The sequence below is a fragment of the Cupriavidus cauae genome, from assembly GCF_008632125.1.
GTDB lineage: Bacteria > Pseudomonadota > Gammaproteobacteria > Burkholderiales > Burkholderiaceae > Cupriavidus > Cupriavidus cauae.
Genome location: NZ_VWRN01000060.1, coordinates 1 through 23,549, shown reverse-complemented (window position 1 = coordinate 23,549; position 23,549 = coordinate 1). Strand labels below are relative to the sequence as shown.

Genomic DNA, 23,549 nt, shown 5'->3' with positions numbered 1-23,549 from the left:
TGGGCCCCGCCTAGCCCGGCGAAGCTCCGCCGATCAGCCTGACTCCCTTCCACTGCCCGCTCCCGACCATCTCGGACACGATGGTCTGCAGCGCGGCCTCGACGCTGCGGCACGCCAGGCTCAGGCTTGCCGACGACGACAGGCACAGGCTGACGCGCCGCTCCAGCGTCGCGTCGGTAATCGACATCGCCGCAAGCGCATCGTCTTCGTCGCCGGCCAGCGCGGACCACGGCAGGATGGTCCATCCCAGTCCCTCGCGCACGGCGGACAGCAGCACCGATACCGCGCTGGTCTCCGCGACCAGGCGGCATTGCAGGCCGGCACTGACCAGCGCGCGATCGCACAGCACGCGGACCGAATTGGGGAAGCTGGGCAGCAGCAGCGGCAGCGCCGCGGCCTGCGCCAGCGTGATGGCGTGGGGATGTCCCGGATGTCCCGGACGTTCTGGAATTGGCCGGCCGACCAGCATCAGCTGTTCGTCGAGCAGCGGGGTCGACTGCATGTTGGGGCGCTGCTGCACGTCCATCGCCACGGCGAGGTCGAGCTTCTGCAGCGCCAGCGATTCGGCCAGATCGGCGCTGGAGCCTTCGACAATCTCCAGCGTGATATCGGGGAAGTGCTCGGTCACATGCCGCAGCAGCGGCAGGGCCAGCACGCGGGAGGTGCTGGTCGGCAAGCCCACGCTGACGTGGCCGCATGGCACGTCGCGGCCGTGCTGTACCGCGGCCTTGGCCTCTTCCATCTGCCGCAGCACCATCTTGGCGTGGCGGTAGAGGATAAGGCCGGTGTCGGTGGGTCTGGTGCCCGAGGGGCCGCGCACCAGCAATCTGGCGTCGAGTTCGGCTTCGAGGTTGGCGACGTGCTGGCTCAGCGAGGGCTGGGCGATATGGAGCGCATCGGCCGCGGCGGTGATGCTCTCCAGTTCGACGATGCGCGCGAAATAGCGCAGCTGCTTCAGGTCCATATTCGGCGAGGCGGTGGCATGGTGGCTCGCGCCAATCGGTCGCGAATGCGGCCGGATCGGTGGCGGGGACGCCGGCAATGTAGCATCCGCCGGCGCCCCGCTGCGCGTTCCGCAGCGGGGCCCGCCACAGGACCAGCCGCGGGACTAGCGGCGAATCGGCAGATCGAGATACGAAGCCAGCTCGCCGCCGAGTCGGATCGACAGCCGCGGCGGACGGCCGTGCGGCACCTGCGGGAAGTGCCCACGGTCCGCGCCGGCGATCGACAGACGCAGCCGGCTTCCGGCGGCCAACGTCCACGCGACGGGCAGCATCGCAAAGTGCAGGCGCTCGGTCTGCCCCGGCACCAGACGCGCCGCGTCGGCCTTCGCGAACGTGCGGTAGGGCCACGTGGTGCGGTATTCCGGCGGGCACGGCGCGGTCCTGCGATGCAGCGCGCGCAGCATGCCTTCGGTGATGTAGCGCACTTGCCCGGACGCCTCGACCTCGGACAGGAAGACATGCAGCGCGGCGTCGGGCTGCGAGCTGGCGAGGCCAATGTTCAGCACGACATGGCCGGCGATCGACAGCGGCGCCGTCAGCACCGCGCCATCGAAGGACAGCAGGTCCTGCTGCCGTTCACTCCAGTCCGGGTAGTAGTCCTCGATATTGGCCGCGCCGAGCCGCTCATAGCGGGTTTGGCGGCCGGTGGACCAGTTGAAGTCGGCCATCGTGTCGCGGTCCGATTCCGCCGCGGGACATGCCGGCGACAGGCTTTCCGCATCCGCGCTCAGATACAGCCGCTGCGTGTCATCCACCGGCACCGGGGGCCAGGTCGCGGCCGCATGCCATTGCTCGTCGTGCACGCTGTAGTAGTGGACGCGGGCCTCATGCTCGAGCCCGGTGGGCAATTGCATCAGATGATGATCGAAGAAGCGCAGTACCTCGGCCAGCAGCGGGAAGTCGGCGGCGGCGTGGTTGCGCCACGGCGAGATATTGGTGCGCGCGCCGTGGTCCCAGGGGCCCAGCAGCAGCCGGCTGTCGTGATTGGGCAGTGAAAGGAAGCGGGTGATCGCGCCATTCGCATAGCCGCCGCCGTCGTACCAGCCCGAGATCGAATACACCGCGACGTCCTGCGCAATGCCGTCGAGATAGCGATAGGGGCTGCAGCTGCCCGAATCGAGCGCCGGGTCGTGCTGCGTGGCGCCATCGCGGAAGGCGAACTCCGGCGCCAGATCGGCCAGCGCGAAGTTGTTGCGATGCTGCTCGATGGCCGCTTGTACCAGGCTGCCGTCGGTGTCCGCGTCGACCCGCTCCGGTCCATCGAAGCGCGGATCGTTGAAGTAGGGATAGCGGGCCAGCAGCGCGCGATCGTCCTGATCGAGCGCGACCATCAGTTCGTCATAGGCCTGCACCCAGACCTTGGACAGCAGGCCGCCCGGGTACAGCTGCTCGCTGTAGATGTCGGAGACCGCGAACAGCGGGGCGATCGCCTTGACCGCGGGATGGCCCGTGCTGGCCAGGAAACAGGCGGCCGCGCCCAGATAGGAGATGCCGGTCGAGCCGATGCGGCCATTGGACCAGGGCTGCGCCACGATCCAGTCCGCGATCTCGAAATAGTCGTCACGCTCGGTCGGCGATCGCAGCGCGTCACGCGTGCCGAAGCTGGCGCCGGTGCCGCGTACGTCGACCACCACTACCGCATAGCCCTTCGGTACGAAGGCGTCGCGGTATTTAGCGGTATTCGGGCTCGGCTCCGCACCGGGCTCGCGCAGCCGGAAACGGCGGAAATAGGGCGTGAAGATGACGATGGTCGGATAGCGCGCCGGCGCATCGTTGTCGCGGACCGGCCCTTCGGCCTCCAGCGGCTGCGGCACGAAGACATCGACCGCGAGCCGGCATCCGTCGCGCATCGTCACATAACAGGACAGCGGCGCATCGGGAACAGAAAAGCGCGAGGGGCGCGCTTCGAGATAGGTGCTGGCCGGCGTTTTCCAGGCATTGCCGCGGAGATCGATATCGGACATGAATCTTGCGTTGAGGTCGGTTGGCTTGCGGCAATGGTAAGCAGCGCCCCCCGAGCCCCGGAAAGACGAAATGCCGATATGGATATAGGGCTGGCCTATGGCATGCTGCGCCGCGGCGCGCAAGATCGGCCGCGAGCGCATCGAGATGCGCCAAAGCAGGGCCGAATGCCGATGCAAAACGCGGGGCATGCACCGCGGCGATTCCCGATGCCCGCGGGAGGGGCAGCCCGGAATCCGCCATAGGTTCGACCTATGGCGACATCGAGATTCCGTATTGGTTGGCACTCGCGCGAATTCTTACCATCGCTCTACAAGCCGGATCGATGGCGGCGCATTGCGCCGATGGGAGGGCGTGTGGCGCGCCGGTGCCAATGGAGCCAGCGAAACGCGGCCAGCGAAACGCAGCCAGCGAACCGCAGCCGTCGAGACCATTTCAATTCGCATGATTGGGGAGAACTGCAGATGTACCGTTCCTTGATGGGCGCCGCGATGGCGGCCCTGATGACGCTGTCCGGCGCCGCGATGGCGCAGGATGCCTATCCCAACCGTCCTGTCCGGCTGATCGTGCCGCAGTCGGCGGGCTCGGGCGGCGACGTGGTCGCGCGGATGCTGGGCGACAAGCTGAGCCAGGAGCTGGGTCAGTCCGTGGTGGTCGACAATCGCGCCGGCGCCAACGGCATCATCGGCACGTCCTTCGTGGCCAAGCAGCCCGCCGACGGCTACACGCTGCTGCTGACCGGTGTGTCGCAGGTCAGCTTCAACCAGCATCTGTACAAGTCGCTGCCCTACGATCCGCAGAAGGACTTCACCTTCATTGCTCCCGTGGTCGATACGCCGTTCGTGCTGGTGACCAGCAAGGCCAGCGGCATCACGTCGATGGCCCAGTTCATCGAGAAGGCGAAGGCCAAGCCCGGCGGACTGACTTTCGGCAGCGCCGGCGTCGGCAATTCCACGCATCTGGCGATGGAGATGCTGGCCGACAAGGCCGGCATCAAGCTGACACACGCCGCCTACAAGGGCTCGGGTCCGGCGCTGACCGGCGTGATCGCCGGCGAAGTCGATGCGATGGTCAGCGTGGTGGGTTCGGCGCTGCCGCAGATCACGGGCGGCAACGTGGTGCCGGTGGCGATCGTCGGGCAGAAGCGCGCCAAGGAGTTGCCCAATGTGCCGACGGTCAAGGAAGCGGGTCTGGACGTGCCCGTGATGCCTGGCTGGTACGCCTTGCTCGGGCCGGCCAATATGGATGCCAAGGTGGTGGCTCGGCTGAATGCGTCCGTGCAGGCCTTCCTGTCGGATCCGCAGGTCAAGAGCAAGCTGGCGTCGCTCTATCTGGAGCCGCTGGCAGGGTCGGCCGAGGCGATCAAGCAGCGCGCCGTGACGGACGCCAAGGTGTGCGGCGAATTCATCAAGCGGCGCGGGATTCAGAACTCGTGACGGTCGGACAGCTCAAGGGCGGCCATGCAAGGGCCATTCGAGAGGCTATTCGAGGGGCTATTCGAGGGGTTATTTGAGCCCGCAGCCCGGCGGCGTCGAATAAGGTCGCTGTCGCCCCCGCACGCGGGGCCCGGTGACCTGACTTCGCACACCGCCGAACTTCCGCAGGGCCGGGGAAGACCAGCCTGTCGGGCGGCAGCGCGATACCGCTAACTCTGCAACTCCGGCACGTTGCCGGCTTCCTCGTGCACGGTCAGGCGATCGTCGACATCCTGTACGCCGGCGATGGCCCGCACGGCCGCGATCAGTGCCTCGTGTTCGGCCGACAGGATGTGTCCGCTCAACCAGACTCGCCCGCCGACCACGGCCACGTCGATCGCGCCGGGGTGGCCCACGAGACGGCCCATTTCCGCGCGAACGCGCTCGGCGATGGTGTTGTCATCGGCCGCGTGCTTGCCCAGGCCGGTCGCGCTACGTACCTTCGCCGCGATGCCCTGCATCCGGTCGGTGATCCGTTTTGCCTGCTTCTCCGCGAGATCCTGCATGTCGTGGCGGCTTGCCTCGGCCTTGTCGCGCAGCTCCGCGCGGCGCCGGCGGCCCGACTGCGGATCGAACAGGTACATGATCGCCGCGCCAACCGCCGCCGCGACCGCAAATGGCAGCAGGCCCGGCTTGCTGCCGTGCGTTTCGCGCTGCATGCCTTCCCGCCGCTCCTCGTGCATTCCGTCGTTCATTTGCGCCTCCTTGAGAACAATGGCTACACCCCCCGCCCGGCGGCGGGGAAGCGATTAAAGCGGGGAGCATCAGGTGTGCCAGTTCGACGGTGCGGAAGGAGAGCCGGCGTGGTGGGCGAAAGCGGCGTGCGAGCTCGCAGATAAAGCGATCCGGCGCCCCGGCGGGGAGGTGAAATTTACCGATGGGGAAATCAGTGTTGCAGAGACGCCTGCAGAGGGGCCTGCAGAAGGGCGTGCAGAGCGGGCCTGCAGAGGGGGGCCTGCAGAGGGGGCCTGCAGAAGGGCTGGTAGAAGGGCTGGCAAGAGGGACGGCAGAAGCGCTGACAAAAGCGCTGGCAGAAGGATTTGCAGAGAGGCTTTAGGGACGCGGCCTCGCCGCGATTCGACGTGGTGCCGCCTTTTCCGCCTCATTGACCCCGTCGTTCTCCAATACTTCGGCCACGCGCGTCTTCAACATCGGCACCACCTCTTCACCGAACCACGCGTTCCGCTGGAACCACGCCACATTGCGCGGCGAGGGATGCGGCAGCGGAACATATCGCGGCCCATATTCCGCCCACGCCATCACGGTCTCGGTCAGCGACGGCTTGTTCGCGGCGCCGAGAAAATACCGCTGCGCATGGAGGCCGACGAGCAGCGTCAGCTCGATGTGCTCCAGCCCGGCCAGAATCCGGTCCATCCACATCGGCGCGCACTCCGGCCGCGGCGGCTTGTCGCCACTGGCAGCGCGGCCGGGATAGCAGAGGCCCATCGGCACGATGGCGAATCGGGTCGGGTCGTAGAACGTCTCGGCATCGACGCCCAGCCACTCACGCAGCCGCTTGCCGCTGGCGTCGTTCCAGGGGATGCCAGTCTGGTGGACCTTCGTCCCCGGCGCCTGGCCGACGATCAGGATGCGGGATTGCGGCGAGGCCTGCAGTACAGGGCGGGCGCCGAGCGGCAAATCCGGTTCGCAGGCCCTGCAGGCCCGGACTTGGGCCAGCAGCGCGCCGAGTTCTATTGTTCGGTGAATCTTCATACGTCCGGTATTACGAGTGGCGCGATGGCTTTACAGAGGAACTCTGCTAGCGCCGTACTTTTTGTGACGCGGAGGGAATCCGCGATAGTGCCCTTTCGCGACACTACGTCGGCCCTTAGTGTCGCAAATTCCCCGATTCCCGACACTGCCCGAATGTTTAATGTCGCGATTCGCGCGTTTCCCGACACTACGACATGCTTGATGTCGCGATTCACGCGTTTCGCGACACTACGCGGTGACGAGTAGCCCGGCGTTGACGGGGGCCGTTGTGGGCCCAGGGCGGTGCGAGCAGCACCTGAACCTTTTACAATCTGCGTTGCAAAGCGATGTACGGCTCACAACGTGCCAACCGCGTACCGGCAGTATCGCGGTTTGAGAGCGCCCACCGGAGGACCGGGGCCCGACGGCATGCTTCTTGCCCCGCCCCGGTCATCAGCGAACCACCAAAAGGCCCGCATGAAGCCACGGCAAGACGGTCGCAAGGGAGGCAAGGCAATGAAACGCATCGGCGAGACCGCCCGGTTGCGCGACACTCTGGAATCGGCCGACGACAGGACGGCGGCCAGCGGGGCCGTGCCGGTGCCGCCGGCCGAAGCGCTGACCGGCGAGGTTTGGCGCAAGGGTGCGCGTGTCACGCTGCCCGTCAGGCAATTGCGGCCCACGCAAATGACCGTTGGCCTGTATCACGTCCAGAGCAAGATGGACGTGACCCTGCGCCATCAGGGCCGCAAGCAGATCGAGCTGCTGGAGCGGCATCGCATCCATGTCGTGATCGGCCCCGGCCCGGCCTTCTACGTCATCGACCACCATCACTGGGCGCGCGCCTGGTATGAGCTCGGCATCGAAAGCGTGCCGGTGGTGATCAAGCACAACTGGAGCGCGCTGCCGCCCGATCGCTTCTGGCTGGAGATGGAGGCCCGGCATCTGGTCCATCCCTACGATCAATACGGCGAGCGGCAGGGGCTCGCCGCCCTGCCGCATTCGCTGGCCGAGATGCGCGACGATCCGTACCGCAGCCTGGAGGCCTTCGCCCAATTGGCCGGCGGCTACGACAAGGTCAAGCAGGCCTATCCCGATTTCCGCTGGGCCGATTTCTTCCGTCGCCACATCGACGGGCGCCTCGACACGGTGCCCGGTTTCGCGCTGGCGCTCGCGCATGCCGTCAAGCTGGCGCGCAGCAGCAAGGCGCGCGGCTTGCCGGGTCATCTCGATGACCGGGAGGATGGCAAGACTCGCGGCAAGGCTGGCGGCAAGGCGAAGCTCAGTTCCATCGGCAAGGACAAGGGCACCAAGTCCAGCAAGTCCGGCGGCTCCGGCAAGTCCGGCAAGTCCGACGGAAAGGCGTGATGACGGCGCGCGCGCAGGCGAGCACGATCGCGCCGGCGGCGGCCTTGCCCGAGCGCCTCGATGGGCTGCCCTGGTCGCGCTGGCACTGGCGCGTGGTGATCGCGCTCGGCGTGGCATGGGTGCTCGACGGTCTGGAGGTCACGCTGGTCGGCTCGCTCGGCGGCGTGCTGCAGCGGCCCGATACGCTGGGGCTGTCGGCCGCGCAATTCGGCTGGTCGGGTTCGATCTATATCGCCGGCGCGGTGCTCGGCGCGCTGATCTTCGGCCGCTTGACCGATCGCCTTGGCCGCAAGCGGCTGTTCCTGCTGACGCTGGCGGTTTATATGGGCGCGACGCTGGCGACCGCCTTCTCGCCGAACTTCGCGGTCTTTGCGCTATGCCGCTTCGTCACCGGCTTGGGTATCGGCGGCGAATACGCGGCGATCAATTCGGCGATCGACGAACTGGTGCCGGCACGCGTGCGCGGCCGCGTCAGCCTCGCGATCAATGGCAGCTTCTGGCTGGGCGCGGCACTCGGTGCGGGCCTGAGCCTGGTGCTGCTGGACCCGCGCGTGCTCGGTCCCGAACTGGGCTGGCGCGCGGGCTTCGCGCTGGGCGCGATCCTGGCCGTGGCGATCCTGCTGGTGCGGCGCGACGTGCCGGAGAGCCCGCGCTGGCTGCTGACGCATGGCCGCCCGGAAGAGGCGCTGCGGATCGTCGAGCGGATCGAGGCCGAGGTCTACGGGCATTCGGCGCATACCGCCCGCGACGACACCGTGCTGCGAAAAATGCCGCGCACCGCCGGACAGGCGACGCCGTGGCGCGAGGTCGCCGACGTGATGCTGCATCGCTATCGGAGACGCACCGTGGTCGCGCTGGCGCTGATGATCTCGCAGGCCTTCTTCTACAACGCGATCTTCTTCACCTACGCGCTGGTGCTGACGCGCTTCTACGCCGTGCCCGATGCCCGCGTGGCGCTCTATCTGTTTCCCTTCGCGCTCGGCAACGTGCTTGGCCCATTGATCCTTGGCCCGCTGTTCGACCAGGTCGGCCGGCGCAGGATGATCGGCCTGACCTATTGCCTGTCCGGCGTGGGGCTGGCGCTGACCGGCTGGGCCTTCGTGCAGGGCTGGGTCGAGGCGCGCGGCTTGGCGCTGTGCTGGTCGGCGGTATTCTTCCTCGCGTCGGCCGCGGCAAGCTCCGCGTATCTGACGGTCAGCGAGGTCTTCCCGCTGGAAATCCGCGCACTGGCCATCTCGATCTTCTTTGCGATCGGCACCGGCGCCGGTGGATTCGTGGCGCCGGCGCTGTTCGGCATGCTGGTCGAAACGGGCAGCCGGGAAGCGGTGGCGATCGGTTATGCGATCGGCGCGGCGCTGGTGATCATCGCCGGTCTGCTGGCGTGGCGATACGCGGTCGACGCCGAACGCAAGCCGCTGGAGGCGGTGGCGGCGCCGCTGCGGCCGTATCTCGACTGAGCACGACTGAGTGCGACTGAGTGCGACTAAACGCGCCGGCACGCCGCCGTCACCCTCACCAGCCGTTGTGCGCCGCGCCGCTATCCACGCGCCGGTGCGCGGCAAAGCGTTGCAGCAGGAAATCGACCAGCGCGCGCGTCTTCGCCGACAGATGGCTGCGCGTCGGGAACACGATGTAGATATCGGCGTTCGGCAGGCTCCATTCCTTCAGCACCGGCTGCAGCTCTCCGCTGCGCAATAGCGGCGCCACATCCCATTCCGAACGCACCAGGATGCCATGCCCTTCGCGCGCCCAGCCCAGCGCCGATTCCCCGTCGTTGGTGCTCAGTGGGCCGCGCACCTTGACGGTCTCCTGCCGCGTGCCGCTGCGCAAATGCCAGGTGCCGAACGTCTCGTCGCTCTCGCGAATGAAGATGCACTGATGCCGCGTCAAGTCCTGCGGCGTGGCCGGCGTGCCGGCGGCCTTCAGATACGCAGGGGTGGCGCACAGCAGGCGGCGATTGTTGGCCAGCAGCCGCGCAGTCAGCCGCGCGTCCGGCAACTCCCCGAAGCGGACCGACGCATCGAAGCCCTGTTCGACCAGATTGACCGGGCGGTCGCTCAGATGCAGCTGCACCTCGACGCGCGGATGCAGCCGCGCGAAGGCGGACAGTGCCGGCGCGATATACCGGCGGCCAAAGCCCAGCGTCGCACTGATCCGCAACAGACCGTGCGGCGTCGCGCCGCTGCCCGCCACGGTGCGCTCCAGCGCCTCCAGTTCGGCGAGCACGCGCGCGCCTTCGACCAGATAGGTCTCGCCCTCGGGCGTCAGGCTGAGCCGGCGCGTGGTCCGTTGCAGCAGGCGCACGCCGAGGCGCCGCTCGAGCGCGGCCAGGCGCTTGCTGACCGCCGGGGGCGTGACGCCGAGTTGCTGCGCGGCGGCGGCCAGGCTGCCGTGCTTGTTGACGGTGGCGAAGAAGGCGAGATCGGAGAAGCCGTCCATGAAGGGTGGATCTGGTGGAGGGGGAGCCGAGCGACCGACGGGAGTGGTGATTCGTGAATCGCAGTTAATCAAGCATGATCCGGCCGGAAATTATGCTGGTTTTCATCAATGATACGATGCCTTCCACAACAAGACCAACAACGAAACCAATAACGAAATCAACAACGAACCCCCGAGTGGACGGAGACAACGATGAAACTGCAACTCCTTTGCGCCGGCCTGACGCTGGCTTTCGGTAGCACGGTCGTCGCCGCGGGCGCGTATGCGCAGGGCTATCCCGAGCGGCCGATCAAGCTGGTGGTGCCCTACGCGCCGGGCGGCAGCGCCGATATCGCGGCGCGGCTCGTCGCCGACGAATGGGCCAAGGCGCTCGGCGGCACCATCGTGATCGAGAACAAGGGCGGCGCCGGCGGCAATATCGGCGTCGATGCGGTAGCCAAGGCGGCCGGCGATGGCTACACGATCGGCCTGCAGACGGTGTCGCTGGCGATCAATCCGTCGCTGTTCGCGAAGATGCCGTACGACACGCAGAAGGACCTGGCGCCGATCGGCATGGTGGCGAGCTCCCAGCATGTGCTGGTGGTCAACAACCAGCTGCCGGCCAAGGACCTGAAGGGGCTGCTGTCGATGCTGAAGGCCCAGCCCGGCAAGTACACCTATGGATCGGCGGGCCCGGGCAGCACCTTCCATATGGCGGCCGAGTTGTTCAAGAGCGTGGCCAATGTGCCGATCGAACATATCCCGTATCGCGGTGGCGGTCCGGCGCTGATGGACACCATCGCCGGCCAGGTCAACATGAGCTTCCCGGTGCTGTCCGCCGCGCAGCAGCAGGTGCAGGCCGGCAAGCTGCGCGCGATCGGCGTGACCGGACCCAAGCGCTCGCCGCTGATGCCCGATGTGCCCACCATCGCCGAGGCGGGCCTGCCGGGCTATGCCTTCGAGACGTGGTTCATGGTGTTCGCCCCGGCCGGCACGCCGCAGCCGGTGATTGCCAAGCTGAACGCCGCGCTAAATACCGCGTTGAACGCGCCGGCACTGAAGGCCCGCATGGTGCGCGAGGGCTTCGATCCGATGCCGTCCACGCCGGAGCAGGCCCGCGCCCGCCTCGCCAAGGAAATGCCGCTGTGGGCCAGGCTGATCAAGGAGCGCGGCATCTCGGCGGAGTAAGCCATAAGCCAGGCACATTGCCCGCGACAGGCGCCGCGGAACATCGCGGCATGACATATCGCCTCATTCGGAACCCTGCATGATTCCCCGCACGCTATATCGCAAGCTGGTCGATTCGCATACGGTCGCCAGACTGGACGACGACAACGTCCTGCTGTTCTGCGATCTGCATCTGATGAACGAGTACACCAGCCCGCAGGCCTTCGCCGGCCTGCACGAGCAGGGCCGGCCGGTGCTGATGCCGGGGCAGAACGTCGCCGTGGTCAGCCATATCATCCCGACGCATCCCGGCGCGATCCGCGTGATTGCCGACCCTGCGTCGGCCCTGCAGGCGAGCAACCTGAAGGCCAACTGCGACCGGCACGGGATTGCGCTGTTCGATACCAACGACCGGCTGCAGGGCATCGAGCATGTGGTCGCGCCCGAGCACGGCATGATCCGGCCCGGCATGGTGGTGATCTGCGGCGACAGCCATACCACCACCTATGGGGCGCTGGGTGCGCTCGGCTTCGGCATCGGCACCTCGGAGGTCGAGCATGTGCTGGCGACGCAGACGCTGGTCTACCGGCTGGCAAAGGACATGCGGATTCGCGTCGACGGCACGCTGCCGGCCGGCACCACGGCCAAGGACCTGGTACTGATGATCATCGGCCGGATCGGCGCGCAGGGCGCACGCGGCTATGTGGTCGAGTTCTGCGGCAGCGCGATCGAATCGCTCAGCGTCGAGGCCCGCTTCACGCTGTGCAATATGGCGGTCGAGGCCGGCGCGCGCGGCGCGCTGATCGCGCCCGACGCCACCGCCATCGAGTACGTGCTGCAACGCGCGCCGGATATCGATGAGGAACTGCAGCCGCAGGCGCTTGCCGCCTGGCGCGCACTGCGCAGCGATGCCGGCGCGGCCTTCGACGTCGAACACCGTTTTGATGCCAGCGACGTGGCGCCGCATGTCACCTGGGGCACAAGCCCGGATCAGGTCGTGCCGGTGGGCGGACGGATCCCCGATCCGCTGGAACAACCGGAGGGCCCCGCACGCCGCAGCACCGAACAGGCGCTGTCCTATACGCGCCTGGAGCCCCGCGCGCCGATCGCCGGCACGCCGATCCAACATGTGTTCATCGGCTCCTGCACCAACGCCCGCATCGAGGACTTGCGTGCGGTGGCCCAGGTGGTGCGCGGCCGGCGCGTGGCGGACGGGGTACGCGCGATGGTGGTGCCCGGCTCGGGCGCGGTCAAGGCGCAGGCCGAGGCCGAGGGCATCGCCGCGCTGCTGATCGACGCCGGCTTCGAATGGCGGCAGCCGGGCTGCTCGATGTGCCTGGCGATGAACGACGACGTGCTGGAGGCCGGCGTGCGCTGCGCCTCGACCACCAACCGCAATTTCGAAGGCCGGCAGGGCAGGGGGGCGATCACCCATCTGATGAGCCCTGCGATGGCGGCCGCCGCCGCCGTGACTGGCCGCATCACCGATGTACGCGCACTGGAGCGCCACCATGACTGAACCGCTTCGTATCGACGGCAAGGCCGCGGCGATCCGCATCGAGAACCTGGACACCGACCAGATCATGCCGAAGCAGTTCCTGCGCGGCATCGACAAATCGGGGCTGGCGCAAGGGCTGCTGTACGACCTGCGCTTCGACGCGAAGGGCGAGCCGCGCGCCGACTTCGTGCTCAATCGCCCGCAATACGTCGGCACGTCGATCCTGATCGGCGGCTCCAACTTCGGTTGCGGCTCGAGCCGCGAGCATGCGGTCTGGGGTTTGCAGCAGTACGGCATCCGCGCGGTGATCGCGCCGAGCTTCGGCGAGATCTTCTATTCGAACGCGATGAACAACCGGCTGCTGCTGGTGATGCTGCCGCCGGAGCAGGTCGCCGCGCTGATGGAGATCGTCGAGGCCAGCGACGGTGGTCCGGTCGGCATCGACATCGAAGCGATGCGGGTGCACGCCGAGGGCTTCGATGCCGGCTTTACGCTGTCGGCGCGCCATCGCGAGATGTTCCTGCAGGGGCTGGACATCATCGGCCTGTCGCTGGCGTATCGGCAGCAAGTCGAGGCCTTCGCCGAGCGGCGCTGGGCCGCCGAGCCTTGGACGCGCGACATCGCCGCGGTGACGCGCCGACGGCTCGGCGGTAGCGCCCGGTAAGCATCGATTGCCTGCCGCCTGCCTATACTCAATGCAGCCCGCCGGCCTTGACCGGTGTCGCGCCGGCGGCGCCTGGGCGGACCTCGATCCGCCATTTCATGCAGGCAGCGTCAGGAGGCAGCAATGGGACGCAAATATATCGATTGCCGGGAAATTCCCAGCGACACCAAGTGCACGGTGGCGATCAGCGCCGACAGCGAGGAAGAACTGCTGGAGGCCGCGGTGCAGCATGCGGTGGAGGTCCATCATCATGACGATTCGCCGCAGCTGCGCGAGCAGCTGAAGGCAGCCTTCAAGGAAGGCGCGCCGCCGGCATGATGGGCGCCGGCAGCGCCGATGGCGATCACGATGACCCGCCGGCTTCGAGCCGGCGGTTTCGTTTCTGCCGGCGCGACGTTGCGCGCGGCCGGTCTCTCAGGCCGGGGTCGCGGCGAGCGCGGCGTTTTCGCGCTTGAGCGTTGCGCGGGCGCTGGCGACGGCCCGCCGCCGCGCCGCCAGTTCCGCGGCGGCCGCGTCGAGCTCTGCCTGCATCGTGACGAGACGCGCGCGCACCAGCGTGGGCGACGGACCGCCGGCGGCCATGCGGGCGCGGACACCCTGCACCGGGTCCAGGCAGCGCTGCACCGCCTCTTCGCTCAGGCCGATCGCGCGGCCGATCTGCTGGCGCGCGGCGATGTCCACCATGTCGCTGGTGATGCGGTCGGCGGGCAGTTGCGCGTCCAGCGCCTGGCGCACCACGGCGCCGACGATATGGTGCGCCTCGCGGAATGACAGATTGGCCTCGCGCACCAGTGCATCGGCAAGATCGGTGGCCGCGGAGAAGTCCCGGCGCGCGCGCAGCAGCATGTTGTCGCGCAGCGGCGTGGCCGAGCCGATCACCAGCGTCAGCAGCCGGGCGCTGCGCAAGCATTCGTCGGCGCATTCCCAGAAGCTGCGCATGCTCTCGCGGTTGCCGTCGCCGGTATGCGAGAAGTTGGTGCCCTTGACCGTCGACAACGCGGCGGTCAGCAGGCCGGTCAGATGCGCGCCCTTGCCCTTCAGGTATTCGAGCACGACCGGGTTCTTTTTCTGAGGCATGATGCTCGACGTCCCGGCCACGCTGTCGGGGAAGTCGATCAGGCCGAATTCCGGCGTCGACCAGACGAAATAGTCCTGTGCGATGCGGCTCCAGCCGACGGCGGCGATCGTCATCGCCGACATCATCTCCCAGGCGAAATCGCGCGATGCCACCGCGTCGAGCCCGTTGGCGACGCAGCGCGAGAACCCGAGCAACCGTGCGGTTTCCTCGCGCTGGATCGGGAAGGCGGTACCCGCGAGCGCACCGGCACCGAGCGGGCAGGCATCGAGCGCATCGAGTGCGCGCAGCAGCCGTTCGGCATCGCGGGCAAAGGCGTCGGCCAGACCGACGAGGTAATAGCCGTAGGTGATCGGCTGCGCCGCCTGCAGATGCGTGTAGCCCGGCATCACCGTGTCGGCGTGCTGCCGCGCCATCGTCAGCGTGGTCGCGCGCAAGGCCTGGATGGCCTCGAGCAGCGCCAGCCCGGCATCGCGGGCGCGCAGCCGATCATGCGTGGCGAGGATGTCGTTGCGGCTGCGTGCCACATGGAGCCGGCCGCCGGCGTCGGCGCCCGCGGTCTGCATCAGCTGCGCTTCGTAGTTGAAGTACGCGTCTTCGCGCGCCGGGTCGAGCGGCACCGCGTCGGGGCCCGCGCGTTCGATCTCCTCCAACGCCCGCGCGATCCGCGCCGCCATCGCGCGCGGCACCAGCCCGGCGGCATGCAGCATCAGCAGATGGGCCTGGTTGATGTCGGTGAGATAAGGGAAACCGCTGGCGAAATCGCGGTTCAGCCGTGGCAGGTAGATCAGCTCGCACACTTCGGGAGCGGTGGCCTGCTGCAGGCGGCGGCTGACTTTGGAAGCGGTGTGGTTTGCGGTGCTGTTGGTGGCGCTGCTGGCGCTGTTGGCGCCGTAGGTGGTGTCGATTGCGTTCGTGTCCATATGGCCCGGGGGGATAGGGGAATTGACATTGCGTTGTGGGCCAGTATGGAAATCGTCCTCCATATCGTCAAATCACAATCTGCGGTTGGCGCATACCAATTTGATATACCATCGCCACGCGCCTTCTCCACCACGACACGATGAACTTCAAGCAGATCGAAACCTTCCGCGCGGTGATGCTGGCGCGCTCGATGACCATCGCCGCGGAGCAACTCCATACCTCCCAACCGAACGTCAGCCGCGTGATCGCGCAGCTCGAGCGCGAGGCCGGCTTTCGCCTGTTCGAGCGCATCGCGGGCCGGCTCGTGCCGACCGTCGAGGGCGAGGCGCTGTTTCGCGATGTCGAGCGCGCCTTCGTCGGCCTGGATACGCTGCGCGATTCGGCGCGTGCGATCCGGCAGCTCGGCACGGGCGCACTGCGCATCGGCGCGGTGCCATCGATCGCGATGAGCGTGATGTCGCCCGCCATCCGCGAGTTCCGCAAGCGGCATCCGGACGTCGCGATCTCCGTCCATACCAGCGATTCGCCGATGGTCGCCAAATGGACCGCGACGCGGTTCTGCGATTTCGGCCTGGTGTCCTACGTGGTCGATACGGCGGGCGTCGAGGCGACTTTGCTGCGCGATGTGCCGGGCGTCTGCATCGTGCCGGCCGACCATCGTCTCGCGCGCAAGCGCCGCATCGTGGCCAGCGATCTCGATGGCGAGACCTTTATCTCGCTGACCCATGGCGACGGCACGCGCGCCGCCATCGACGCCGCCTTCGTCCCCGATCGCCGCAAGCTGACGCTGGAGACGCCATACGCGGCGACGATCTGCACGATGGTCAGCATGGGTCTGGGCGTCAGCGTGGTGAATCCGGTGGTGATCCGCAGCCTGCGGATTGCCGGCGTCAAGGCGCTGCCGTTCGAGCCGGCGATCGTCTTCAACAGCTACGTGCTGCGCGCCCGGCAGCATCCGGAGCCGGCGCTGGCGCGGGCGTTTCTCGATTGCCTGCGGCGGGCGATCGGCTGAGTGCAAGACCGGCAGACGCCGCCGTCGCTACAATGACCCACGGTGATCCCACCGCCATCCGACCAACGCAACGGAATTCACGCCATGCCAAAACATATCGGCATCGTTGGCTGCTCCGCCGAGGGCGCCGCGCTGTGCTATCGGACCATTTGCGCCGAAGGCGCGCAGTTTCTCGGGCCGCACGGGCATCCCGAGATCTCGATGCATACGCCTTCGCTGGCCGACTATGTTGCCTGCCTGGATCGCGGCGACCTGCGCGGTGTCGGCGAGCTGATGCTCGATTCCGCCAACAAGCTGGCGCGGGCCGGCGCCGATTTCCTGATCTGTCCGGACAACACGATCCACCAGGCGTTCGAACATGTCGCGCCGCATTCTCCGCTGCCGTGGCTGCATATCGCCGAGGTGGTCGCGGACGAAGCGGCTCGGCGTGGTTATCGCAAGGTTGGCGTGACCGGTACCCGGTGGCTCGTCGACAGCGAGGTCTATCCGGAAAAACTGGCGGCGCGGGGCATCGAGGCGGTACGACCTGGTTTGCAGGAGCGCGCGGAAATCGGCCGGCTGATCATGGACGAGCTGGTCCGCGGCGTTCTGCGAACCGAAACCACCGCGTACTTCCAGAGCGTGATTGCCGGTCTGAAGGCACAGGGCTGCGAGGCGGTGGTGCTCGGCTGCACCGAGATTCCACTGATCATCAGCGATGCCAATTCGCCGCTGCCGACGCTCGACTCGACGCGGCTGTTGGCCCGCGCTGCGTTGCGGCTCGCGGTGGAGCCGGACAAATGAAGCACTATGTTGTGGCGTCCATGCCACAAATCTGCCGTCGCAGCGCGGGGTATTTGCAGCGGACTTGTTGCGTCGCAGCAGATGGTATATAGTCGAGTCTGTCTCCTCCACCACCTCGGTGGATTCCAGCCGCGCGAAACTTCGCGCGGTTTTTTTTCGCCCCTACGAAGGCGGCGAGCCGTGCCTGGTCGGGTCGGTTTCCCCGGCGATTTCCGCATATCGTAAGACGCGCCGCGAGAATGGCGGCTTGCGGGCGTCACGCTGCACCACACCGGCGATCCGCCCGCACCATCGCGCGGCAAGCCCGCACCACCCCGGCGAATACACGGTCCCGGCCGTCAATTTATTGCGTTGCAACATCGAATCTCATAGAGTGGCTGAAACGTCGATTTCCGCTACCCGATGCGCGTTGTATCCGCTCTGACTCGCCCAGTTTCCGCCGTCGCCGCCGCCATCCTCGCCACCGTTCGCGAGACGGCCATGAAAGCCCGCGCCGGGGGCCTGTGCCGCCGCGGCGCGGTCTATGGCGCGTCCTTCCTCGCCCTTGCCACGATGGGTTGGCTGGGCGCCGACCAGGGCCTGCTATGGTCGGCCACCGCTTCGATCTGGACTTGCCTTGCCGATCCGGGCGGCACCGCGCGAGACCGGTTGCCTCCGCTTGCCGCGGTGGGGGTCGGCGGGGCGCTCGCGAGCGCGCTCGGAGGAGCATTGGCCGGCAGCCCGATCGCCGCGTTACTGGTAGTGGTCTCGGCCGGCCTCGCCGCCGGCATGGTCGAACTGCGCGGCACGGCCGCTGCGTTGTCGGCCAAGTTGCTCTACGTGGTGTTGATCGCAGCCTGCCTGCAACCGGTTGGCGAGGCGAGCGCCGCCACATGGGCACTGGAACTGGGACGGGACTATCTGCTTGGTGGCGTGTTTGCCTGCGCGCTCTCGCTGGCGCTGCTGCCCTCGGCACGCGATACGCGGCCGCGGCCGCAGATGGTGGCGATCTTCGCGGCGCTGCAAGCGCTGGCCCGCACGCTGGCCGAAGCGACGCCACTCGCCGACGACCGCGACGCCAGTACGCAAGGCGATGCGCAGACCGACATCGGCAAGCGGCGCGTTCGCGAACGAATCGAGCAGGCGCGCGAACTGATCGCGACGCAACGTAGCTGGTTCGATCCGGCCACGTTGCTGCATTACCGTTATCTGATCGCGATGGCCGAGGCGGTGTTCGCCCTGCTGATCGTCGCTTCCGATCTGCGCGGCAGGCGCGGCCACGAACGGCTGCCGCTGCGCCACCTGCATCGCTGCCTCGACGATCTGCGCGAGCAGATCGAGCAGGGCCTGGCCCGCCATGCGGCCGATCTGCCCGCGCTGACGCGGTCGATGTATCTGCAGCTCAAGCGCCTGCACGGCCAGGTCGCCAATGCCAGCGCACCGCCGCTGTATCACGCCGCGCTGGCATCGCTGGCGCGCTTTCCCGACTTTGCCGCATGGCGCGCGTCTTTCCATTGGCCGCGCCGCTCGCTATGGATCGGCCTGCGCGCGTGGGGAACGACGCTGGCCGAGCTCGGTGCGCGCGATGCGCGCGTGACGCGCCACGCGGCCCGGCTGGCACTGGCCGGCGGCCTCAGCCTGCTGCCCGGTCTGGTCTGGCAGCTCGATCATGGCTACTGGGTCGCGGTGACCGTGATCATGGTGCTGAGCCCGCAGCTGCAGACCACGCGCCGTATTTCGCTGCAGCGCTTCGCCGGCTCGCTGGGCGGCGCGCTGCTGGCCTGCATGGTGGGGCTGCTGCATCCCACCGCCCCAGTCGCGCTCGCGATCAGCGCGGTGTCGCTGTCCGCTGCCTATGTGGCCCGCCTTGCCGGCAGCCCGGGCCTGTTCGCACTGATGCTGACGCCGGCGGTGATCCTGTTTTCGTGGATCGGCGAACCTGCTTCCGACAGCAGCCACGTCGCAATGCTGCGCGGCGCCGATACCGCGTTCGGCTGCCTGATCGCGCTGGCGAGCTATCTGGTGCTCGCCCCGCGCGCCGAGTTGTCACGCGCCCGCCGCCGCGCGCGGGAAGCGGTGGCCATCCATGCGATCTATCTGCGGGCGGCCTTTGCGCAGGCACTGTCCGATGCCGAACTGGAACCGTCCGAGACGCGGCTGGAAGCGCTGCGCGTGGCCGCGGGCCGCGCATCGGTGCGCGCGGAACAGGCGCTCGAGCAGGCCGGCGCCGAACTGGGCCCGGCCATCGTGGCGGAATTCGCGCGGCTGCATGTGACCGTGCGGAAGATGGCGGCGCTCGCCGGCGTGATTCGCGCGGAGGCGGTCGGCAGCGAAGCGCCGGTACCGGCGAGCGCCGACACGCGGCGTTGGCTTGCGCAGGTGCAGGACGAACTGGCGACGCTGGCGGCGAGGCCAGGGGAGGCTGCAGCGACCGACATCGCCGTGAAGAGCGAAGACACCAAGCACGACGGCACCCATCAAGCCGCGCCGCCATGGCGCGACCGCTTCCTGCTCGAACAGGGGATGCTCGCCCGCCGCTATGCCGCGCAGGCGCACGCCGGCGTGACGGCGATCGCCACGATGGTTCCCGCGCGCGGCGGCCGCTGGCGCCGCGTCCTGGCGGCCGGCTGAACGGCTCTTGAACGGCTCATGAACGGCTCATGAACGGCTCATGAACGGCTCTTGAACGGCTCTTGAACGGCTTCCTGGCCGGCATCGACCGGTTTCCGAGCGGCTTCCTACCCAACCAGCAAAAAAGCCCGACGGCAGGTCGCCGTCGGGCTTCGGGAATTGCCGGCGCGAGGCCGGCATCGGACGCTATGGCGTACGCTTACGCGCCGATCGGCTTGCCGTCCTTGTGGCGAACCACGATGGTCGACGAGCGCGCCGGCAGGCTGGCGCTGGGCCATGCGCCGTTCGGGTGCTGGATGTTGATGAAGAACGTCGTCAGGTCCGGCGTGTAGGCGATGCCGGTGATCTCGCAGCCGTGCGGGCCCACCAGGAAGCGCTTGCACTCGCGGGTCTGCTGGTCGACGTAGTGCATCGAGTTGGCACCGAAGATGTCGGTCGTGCTGCTGCCGGTGCCGGCATCGGTCTGCACCCACAGGCGGCCCTTCGGATCGACGCGGATGCCGTCCGGGCTCGAGAAGGTGTCGCCGACGATGTTGCCCTTCAGGTTGTCCGCGGCCAGCGACGGGTCGCCGGCCAGCAGGAAGATTTCCCAGGTGAAGGTGGTCGCCAGCGGCGAGTCGCCCTGTTCCTTCCAGCGGATGATGTGGCCGTGCGGGTTGGTGGCGCGCGGGTTGGCCGCATCGGTGACGCGGCGGCCGCCGTTGTTGGTCAGCGTGCAGTAGACGGTCTTGTCCAGGCCCACGGTGATCCATTCCGGACGGTCCATCAGCGTGCCGCCGGCGACGCGGGCCGCGGCCTTGGTCTTGATCAGCACGTCGGCCTGGGTGTTGAAGTCCACCGTCGTCGGCGCCGGCGGCGTGGTCGACTGGGTGTAGTTGCCCGGATCGCTGGCGCCGGTGACCAGGCCGTTCTTGCCTTGGGTCAGCTCGACCCACTGGCCCGAGCCGTCGGCGTTGAACTTGGCCACGTACAGCGTGCCCTGGTCGAGCAGGTTGGCGTTGGCGGCGCGGTTGTTCGGATCGAAGGCATTGCTCGGGATGAACTTGTAGATGCAGCCCGGGGTGCCGTCGTCGCCCATGTAGAACGCCACGCGGTTGCTGGCGTCCGTCATGTACGCGGTGTTCTCGTGGTCGAAGCGGCCCATCGCGGTGCGCTTGGTCGGCGCGCCCAGCTGGTTCAGCGGGTCGATCTCGACCACCCAGCCGTAGCCTTCTTCCGGGTTCGACTGGTCGAGGTAGTTGTCGGTGGTCTCTTCGCAGGTCAGGTACGTGCCCCACGGCGTGGCGCCGCTCGAGCAGTTGTTCAGCGTGCCGACCACGCTGCCGCCGAGCGCGGCAGCGGCCGGGCCGCCCACCTTGTAGATGGTGTTGCCGGTATAGCGCTTGTTGTACTGCGAGTCGCGCTTGACGCGCCACTTGCCGTCGGCGAATTCGATTTCGATGATCGACACGCCGACCGACGACAGCGCGATGCGCTTCTGCTCGGCCGTGGCCGTGGCTTCGTCGTAGCTGGTCGGAAACAGGATGGCCGAATCCATCGCTTCGTGATTGATCGCCAGCAGGCCGCCCTTCTGCGGGTCGACGCCGGGGATCTCGAAGAAGTGCATGCCGTCGTGGTTGCCGCCGGCCTGGCGCTCGGTTTCCGCCGAGCTCTGGAATGAGCCGCTATAGCCGACCGAGCCGATTTCGACCGGATCGCCGGCGGAGAACAGGACCTCGTACGAGTAGTTCTCGGGCAGCGTCACCGTGTCGGCGGTGACCTTGTCCGCCACCGGGTTGAAGCCGATGCTGTAGTCCAGTGGCTGGCTCGGGGTCGGGCCGGGGGCCGGAGCCGGGGCCGGCGCGGGATCGTCGTCGCCACCGCAGGCAGCCAGCAGGCCGGTCGAACCGAAGACCGACAGCAGCGACAGGCTCAGGCCGCCACGCAGGACCTTGCGACGGGCCGGGTTGGCGGCGACGATCTCTTCGAGCGTCTGGCCGGGAACGGTGATGTAGCCTTCAGCCGCACGGCGCGGCTCGCGCGCCTTATCGGTGATGTAAGACATGACGGGGGGACCTCCCTTTGTTGGATTGAATGCCGGGCATCGCATCGCGGCCTTATCGAGGTCTTATCGAAGCCTTATCGAAGCGATATCGAGGGCAATCGAAGACATTTCGCGGCCGCATCGTGCCAATGCGATGAATGCAGCGGCAAGTGCAAATTGACGGCGAGGTGGATGCTAGGGGCGGTCCGTGACGTCGCGATGAAAAGATGTCTGATGCAATGGCATCAAGTGCGGGGGAAGGCGCGGACGGCGGCCTTGGCGACGAAACTTCATCGAGATTTCATCGGCGTGTCATCGCGCCGTCATGCCGGCGTGTTTCAGCCGGCCTTGCGGAAGGTCAGGTTCAGGCGAAGCGTCCCCAGCAGCGGATGGTCGCCGTCGGCCAGTGGCGCGATGCCGTGATAGAAGAGCCGGCTCGGCCCGCCCCAGACGACGATATCGCCGTGCGCCACGCGGATGCGGGCGGGACGGTCGGCGCGTCGCGCGCCGCCGAACAGAAACACCGCCGGCAGTCCCAGCGAGACGGAAACGATCGGCGCATGCAGATCGCGCTCGTTGCGGTCCTGATGCAGCGACAGCCGCGTGCCGGGCGTATAGCGGTTGATCAGGCAGGCATCCGGTACAAAGCCGGGATACCCGGCCGCCGCCGCGGCCTCGCGCGCCAGTTCGACGAAGACCGCGGGCATCGCGGGCCAGGGCCGGCCGCTGTCCGGGTCGTTGGGGTCATAGCGATAGCCGCGCTCGTCCGACACCCAGCCGAGCGTGCCGCAATTGGTCATCGCCACCGACATGCGAAAGCCGCCGGGCGTGACCAGATGACGGAAGGGGGCTTGGGCGTGGACCTGTTCGATTGCCTGGCGCAGCGCCAGCGCGCGGGACAGCGCGAAGCCGCGCAGCACCACGGCACCCGGCCCGATCGCTTCGCTGTGTTCCCCGCCGCGGCTGTCGGGCTCGGGCAGGTTGTCGAACAGGTCGAAGGTCATGGGGGGACGGCGCGTGTCGATTCACTGGGAGAGGGAATGATACGCCGGCGGGTGGAATCGCCCGCAGGTTGACTTCCCTCTCCCGCGCGCGGGAGAGGGGTTGGAGGAGAGGGAGCCCACCCAGCTGACTATCCGCCTGCTCAGGCGAACGTATCGACCTCACCCAGCGCCACGCGACGCGGCGCCGCCGGTGCCGTCGCCGTCTGGGCCGCGCCAGGCTGCTGGAACTCCGTCACGCCCTGGGCGAAACCCTGGCCGCGATGCTGCGGGGCCTGCTGTTGCCCCTGGCCCGGCTGGCCGGCGAACTGCTCGGCGCCGACCGAGGTCTGGCCGAGCTGGATGCCGCTGTCGGCCATCGCATGGCGCAGTTGGGGCAGGGCGGCTTCGAGCGCCGCGCGCACGCTGGCGTGCGGCGAGACGAACTGGGCCTGGGCCTGGTCGTTGACCACATTGAGCACGACCTTCAGCGGACCAAGGTCGGGCGGGTTCAGTTGCAGTTCGGCGGTGTGGTTGCCCTGCGTGGTCAGGCGGACCATCTGCTGGCCCAGGGCCTGCGGCCACTGCGGATCGCCGACGCGCGGGGCCAGCGGCAGCGTGACTGCGGCTTGCGCGCCCGATTGCGCACCGAGCGTGGTGGCGGTGCCGTGCGCCAGCGGCGTGGCACCCTCGATCGGCGCGGCCACCGCGCCGTTGTCTTCACCCGGTGCCTTGGCGGCGGCCGACGCGGCCTGCAGGGCGGCCTGCAACGCGGCCGTCGGCGATACGGTGGTGCTGCTCGCCGCCGCAGCGGGCTGCTGTGCAGGGGCAGCGAACTGGCTGGCGGCGCCGTCGCGGCCGCCGGCAGCGCCGTCCTGCTTGCCGCCGGTGTCG

General features: G+C 67.9%; 19 protein-coding genes. 10 read left to right on the top strand and 9 right to left on the bottom strand.

Annotated elements, in window-relative coordinates:
- Positions 1–10: 10 nt before the first annotated feature.
- The gene (locus F1599_RS22170; RefSeq protein ID WP_150084606.1) at positions 11–964 is read right to left on the bottom strand and encodes a LysR substrate-binding domain-containing protein; all 954 of its coding nucleotides are present in this window, start codon (positions 962–964) and stop codon (positions 11–13) included.
- Positions 965–1,108: 144 nt separating this feature from the next.
- Positions 1,109–2,968, bottom strand: a complete 1,860-nt coding sequence (locus tag F1599_RS22165) for a CocE/NonD family hydrolase (RefSeq protein ID WP_150084605.1) — start codon at positions 2,966–2,968, stop codon at positions 1,109–1,111.
- Between the two features lie 462 nt (positions 2,969–3,430).
- Here F1599_RS22165 and F1599_RS22160 point away from each other — a divergent pair, with 462 nt between their 5' ends.
- The gene (locus F1599_RS22160) at positions 3,431–4,402 is read left to right on the top strand and encodes a Bug family tripartite tricarboxylate transporter substrate binding protein (RefSeq protein WP_150084604.1); all 972 of its coding nucleotides are present in this window, start codon (positions 3,431–3,433) and stop codon (positions 4,400–4,402) included.
- A gap of 209 nt (positions 4,403–4,611) precedes the next feature.
- Here F1599_RS22160 and F1599_RS22155 read toward each other — a convergent pair whose 3' ends face one another.
- Both F1599_RS22155 and F1599_RS22150 read right to left on the bottom strand, forming a co-directional pair.
- The gene (locus F1599_RS22155; protein WP_149319483.1) at positions 4,612–5,136 is read right to left on the bottom strand and encodes a YtxH domain-containing protein; all 525 of its coding nucleotides are present in this window, start codon (positions 5,134–5,136) and stop codon (positions 4,612–4,614) included.
- Between the two features lie 358 nt (positions 5,137–5,494).
- A complete protein-coding gene (locus F1599_RS22150; protein WP_150084603.1) occupies positions 5,495–6,154 on the bottom strand; it encodes a uracil-DNA glycosylase family protein in 660 nt (219 codons plus the stop codon).
- Between the two features lie 495 nt (positions 6,155–6,649).
- Here F1599_RS22150 and F1599_RS22145 point away from each other — a divergent pair, with 495 nt between their 5' ends.
- The gene (locus F1599_RS22145; protein ID WP_150084602.1) at positions 6,650–7,501 is read left to right on the top strand and encodes a ParB-like protein; all 852 of its coding nucleotides are present in this window, start codon (positions 6,650–6,652) and stop codon (positions 7,499–7,501) included.
- Positions 7,501–8,958, top strand: coding sequence for an MFS transporter (locus F1599_RS22140; RefSeq protein WP_150084601.1), 1,458 nt, complete (start codon positions 7,501–7,503; stop codon positions 8,956–8,958). The genes F1599_RS22145 and F1599_RS22140 overlap by 1 nt, the downstream gene beginning before the upstream one ends.
- Positions 8,959–9,013: 55 nt before the next feature.
- Here the strand turns inward: F1599_RS22140 and F1599_RS22135 are convergent, their stop codons facing one another.
- A complete protein-coding gene (locus tag F1599_RS22135; RefSeq protein WP_150084600.1) occupies positions 9,014–9,940 on the bottom strand; it encodes a LysR substrate-binding domain-containing protein in 927 nt (308 codons plus the stop codon).
- A 192-nt stretch (positions 9,941–10,132) separates the two neighbouring features.
- On the opposite strand from F1599_RS22135, the gene F1599_RS22130 reads away from it, so the two are divergent.
- From F1599_RS22130 to F1599_RS22115, 4 genes are all read left to right on the top strand, one after another.
- Positions 10,133–11,107, top strand: coding sequence for a tripartite tricarboxylate transporter substrate binding protein (locus F1599_RS22130; protein ID WP_150084599.1), 975 nt, complete (start codon positions 10,133–10,135; stop codon positions 11,105–11,107).
- Positions 11,108–11,186: 79 nt separating this feature from the next.
- Positions 11,187–12,605 carry a 3-isopropylmalate dehydratase large subunit gene (gene leuC / locus F1599_RS22125; RefSeq protein WP_190286432.1) on the top strand — a complete coding sequence of 473 codons (1,419 nt, stop codon included), beginning with the start codon at positions 11,187–11,189 and terminating at the stop codon, positions 12,603–12,605.
- Positions 12,598–13,248 (top strand): 3-isopropylmalate dehydratase small subunit, encoded by a 651-nt coding sequence (gene leuD / locus F1599_RS22120; RefSeq protein WP_150084598.1) that lies wholly within the window; start codon positions 12,598–12,600, stop codon positions 13,246–13,248. Before leuC ends, leuD begins: the two co-directional genes overlap by 8 nt.
- Positions 13,249–13,371: 123 nt before the next feature.
- Positions 13,372–13,566: a DUF1059 domain-containing protein gene (locus tag F1599_RS22115; RefSeq protein ID WP_149319491.1), complete on the top strand. Its 195-nt coding sequence runs from the start codon at positions 13,372–13,374 to the stop codon at positions 13,564–13,566.
- A 96-nt stretch (positions 13,567–13,662) separates the two neighbouring features.
- Here F1599_RS22115 and argH read toward each other — a convergent pair whose 3' ends face one another.
- Positions 13,663–15,246, bottom strand: coding sequence for an argininosuccinate lyase (gene argH / locus F1599_RS22110; protein WP_150084597.1), 1,584 nt, complete (start codon positions 15,244–15,246; stop codon positions 13,663–13,665).
- Between the two features lie 140 nt (positions 15,247–15,386).
- Between argH and F1599_RS22105 the strand changes: the two genes are divergently transcribed.
- The 3 genes from F1599_RS22105 (at position 15,387) to F1599_RS22095 (ending at position 19,652) form a co-directional block, all read left to right on the top strand.
- On the top strand, positions 15,387–16,259 hold the full coding sequence (locus F1599_RS22105) for a LysR family transcriptional regulator (protein ID WP_150084596.1): 873 nt from the start codon (positions 15,387–15,389) through the stop codon (positions 16,257–16,259).
- Between the two features lie 84 nt (positions 16,260–16,343).
- Positions 16,344–17,042 carry an aspartate/glutamate racemase family protein gene (locus tag F1599_RS22100; RefSeq protein WP_149319494.1) on the top strand — a complete coding sequence of 233 codons (699 nt, stop codon included), beginning with the start codon at positions 16,344–16,346 and terminating at the stop codon, positions 17,040–17,042.
- Positions 17,043–17,522: 480 nt separating this feature from the next.
- The gene (locus F1599_RS22095) at positions 17,523–19,652 is read left to right on the top strand and encodes an FUSC family protein (RefSeq protein WP_150084595.1); all 2,130 of its coding nucleotides are present in this window, start codon (positions 17,523–17,525) and stop codon (positions 19,650–19,652) included.
- A gap of 199 nt (positions 19,653–19,851) precedes the next feature.
- On the opposite strand, the gene F1599_RS22090 is transcribed toward F1599_RS22095, so the two are convergent.
- The 3 genes from F1599_RS22090 to F1599_RS22080 all read right to left on the bottom strand — a co-directional run.
- The gene (locus tag F1599_RS22090) at positions 19,852–21,696 is read right to left on the bottom strand and encodes a PhoX family protein (protein WP_149319496.1); all 1,845 of its coding nucleotides are present in this window, start codon (positions 21,694–21,696) and stop codon (positions 19,852–19,854) included.
- A 317-nt stretch (positions 21,697–22,013) separates the two neighbouring features.
- The gene (gene alkB, locus F1599_RS22085) at positions 22,014–22,679 is read right to left on the bottom strand and encodes a DNA oxidative demethylase AlkB (protein ID WP_149319497.1); all 666 of its coding nucleotides are present in this window, start codon (positions 22,677–22,679) and stop codon (positions 22,014–22,016) included.
- Positions 22,680–22,819: 140 nt separating this feature from the next.
- Positions 22,820–23,549: flagellar hook-length control protein FliK (locus F1599_RS22080; RefSeq protein WP_150084594.1), on the bottom strand; the 730-nt coding region annotated here is incomplete at its 5' end.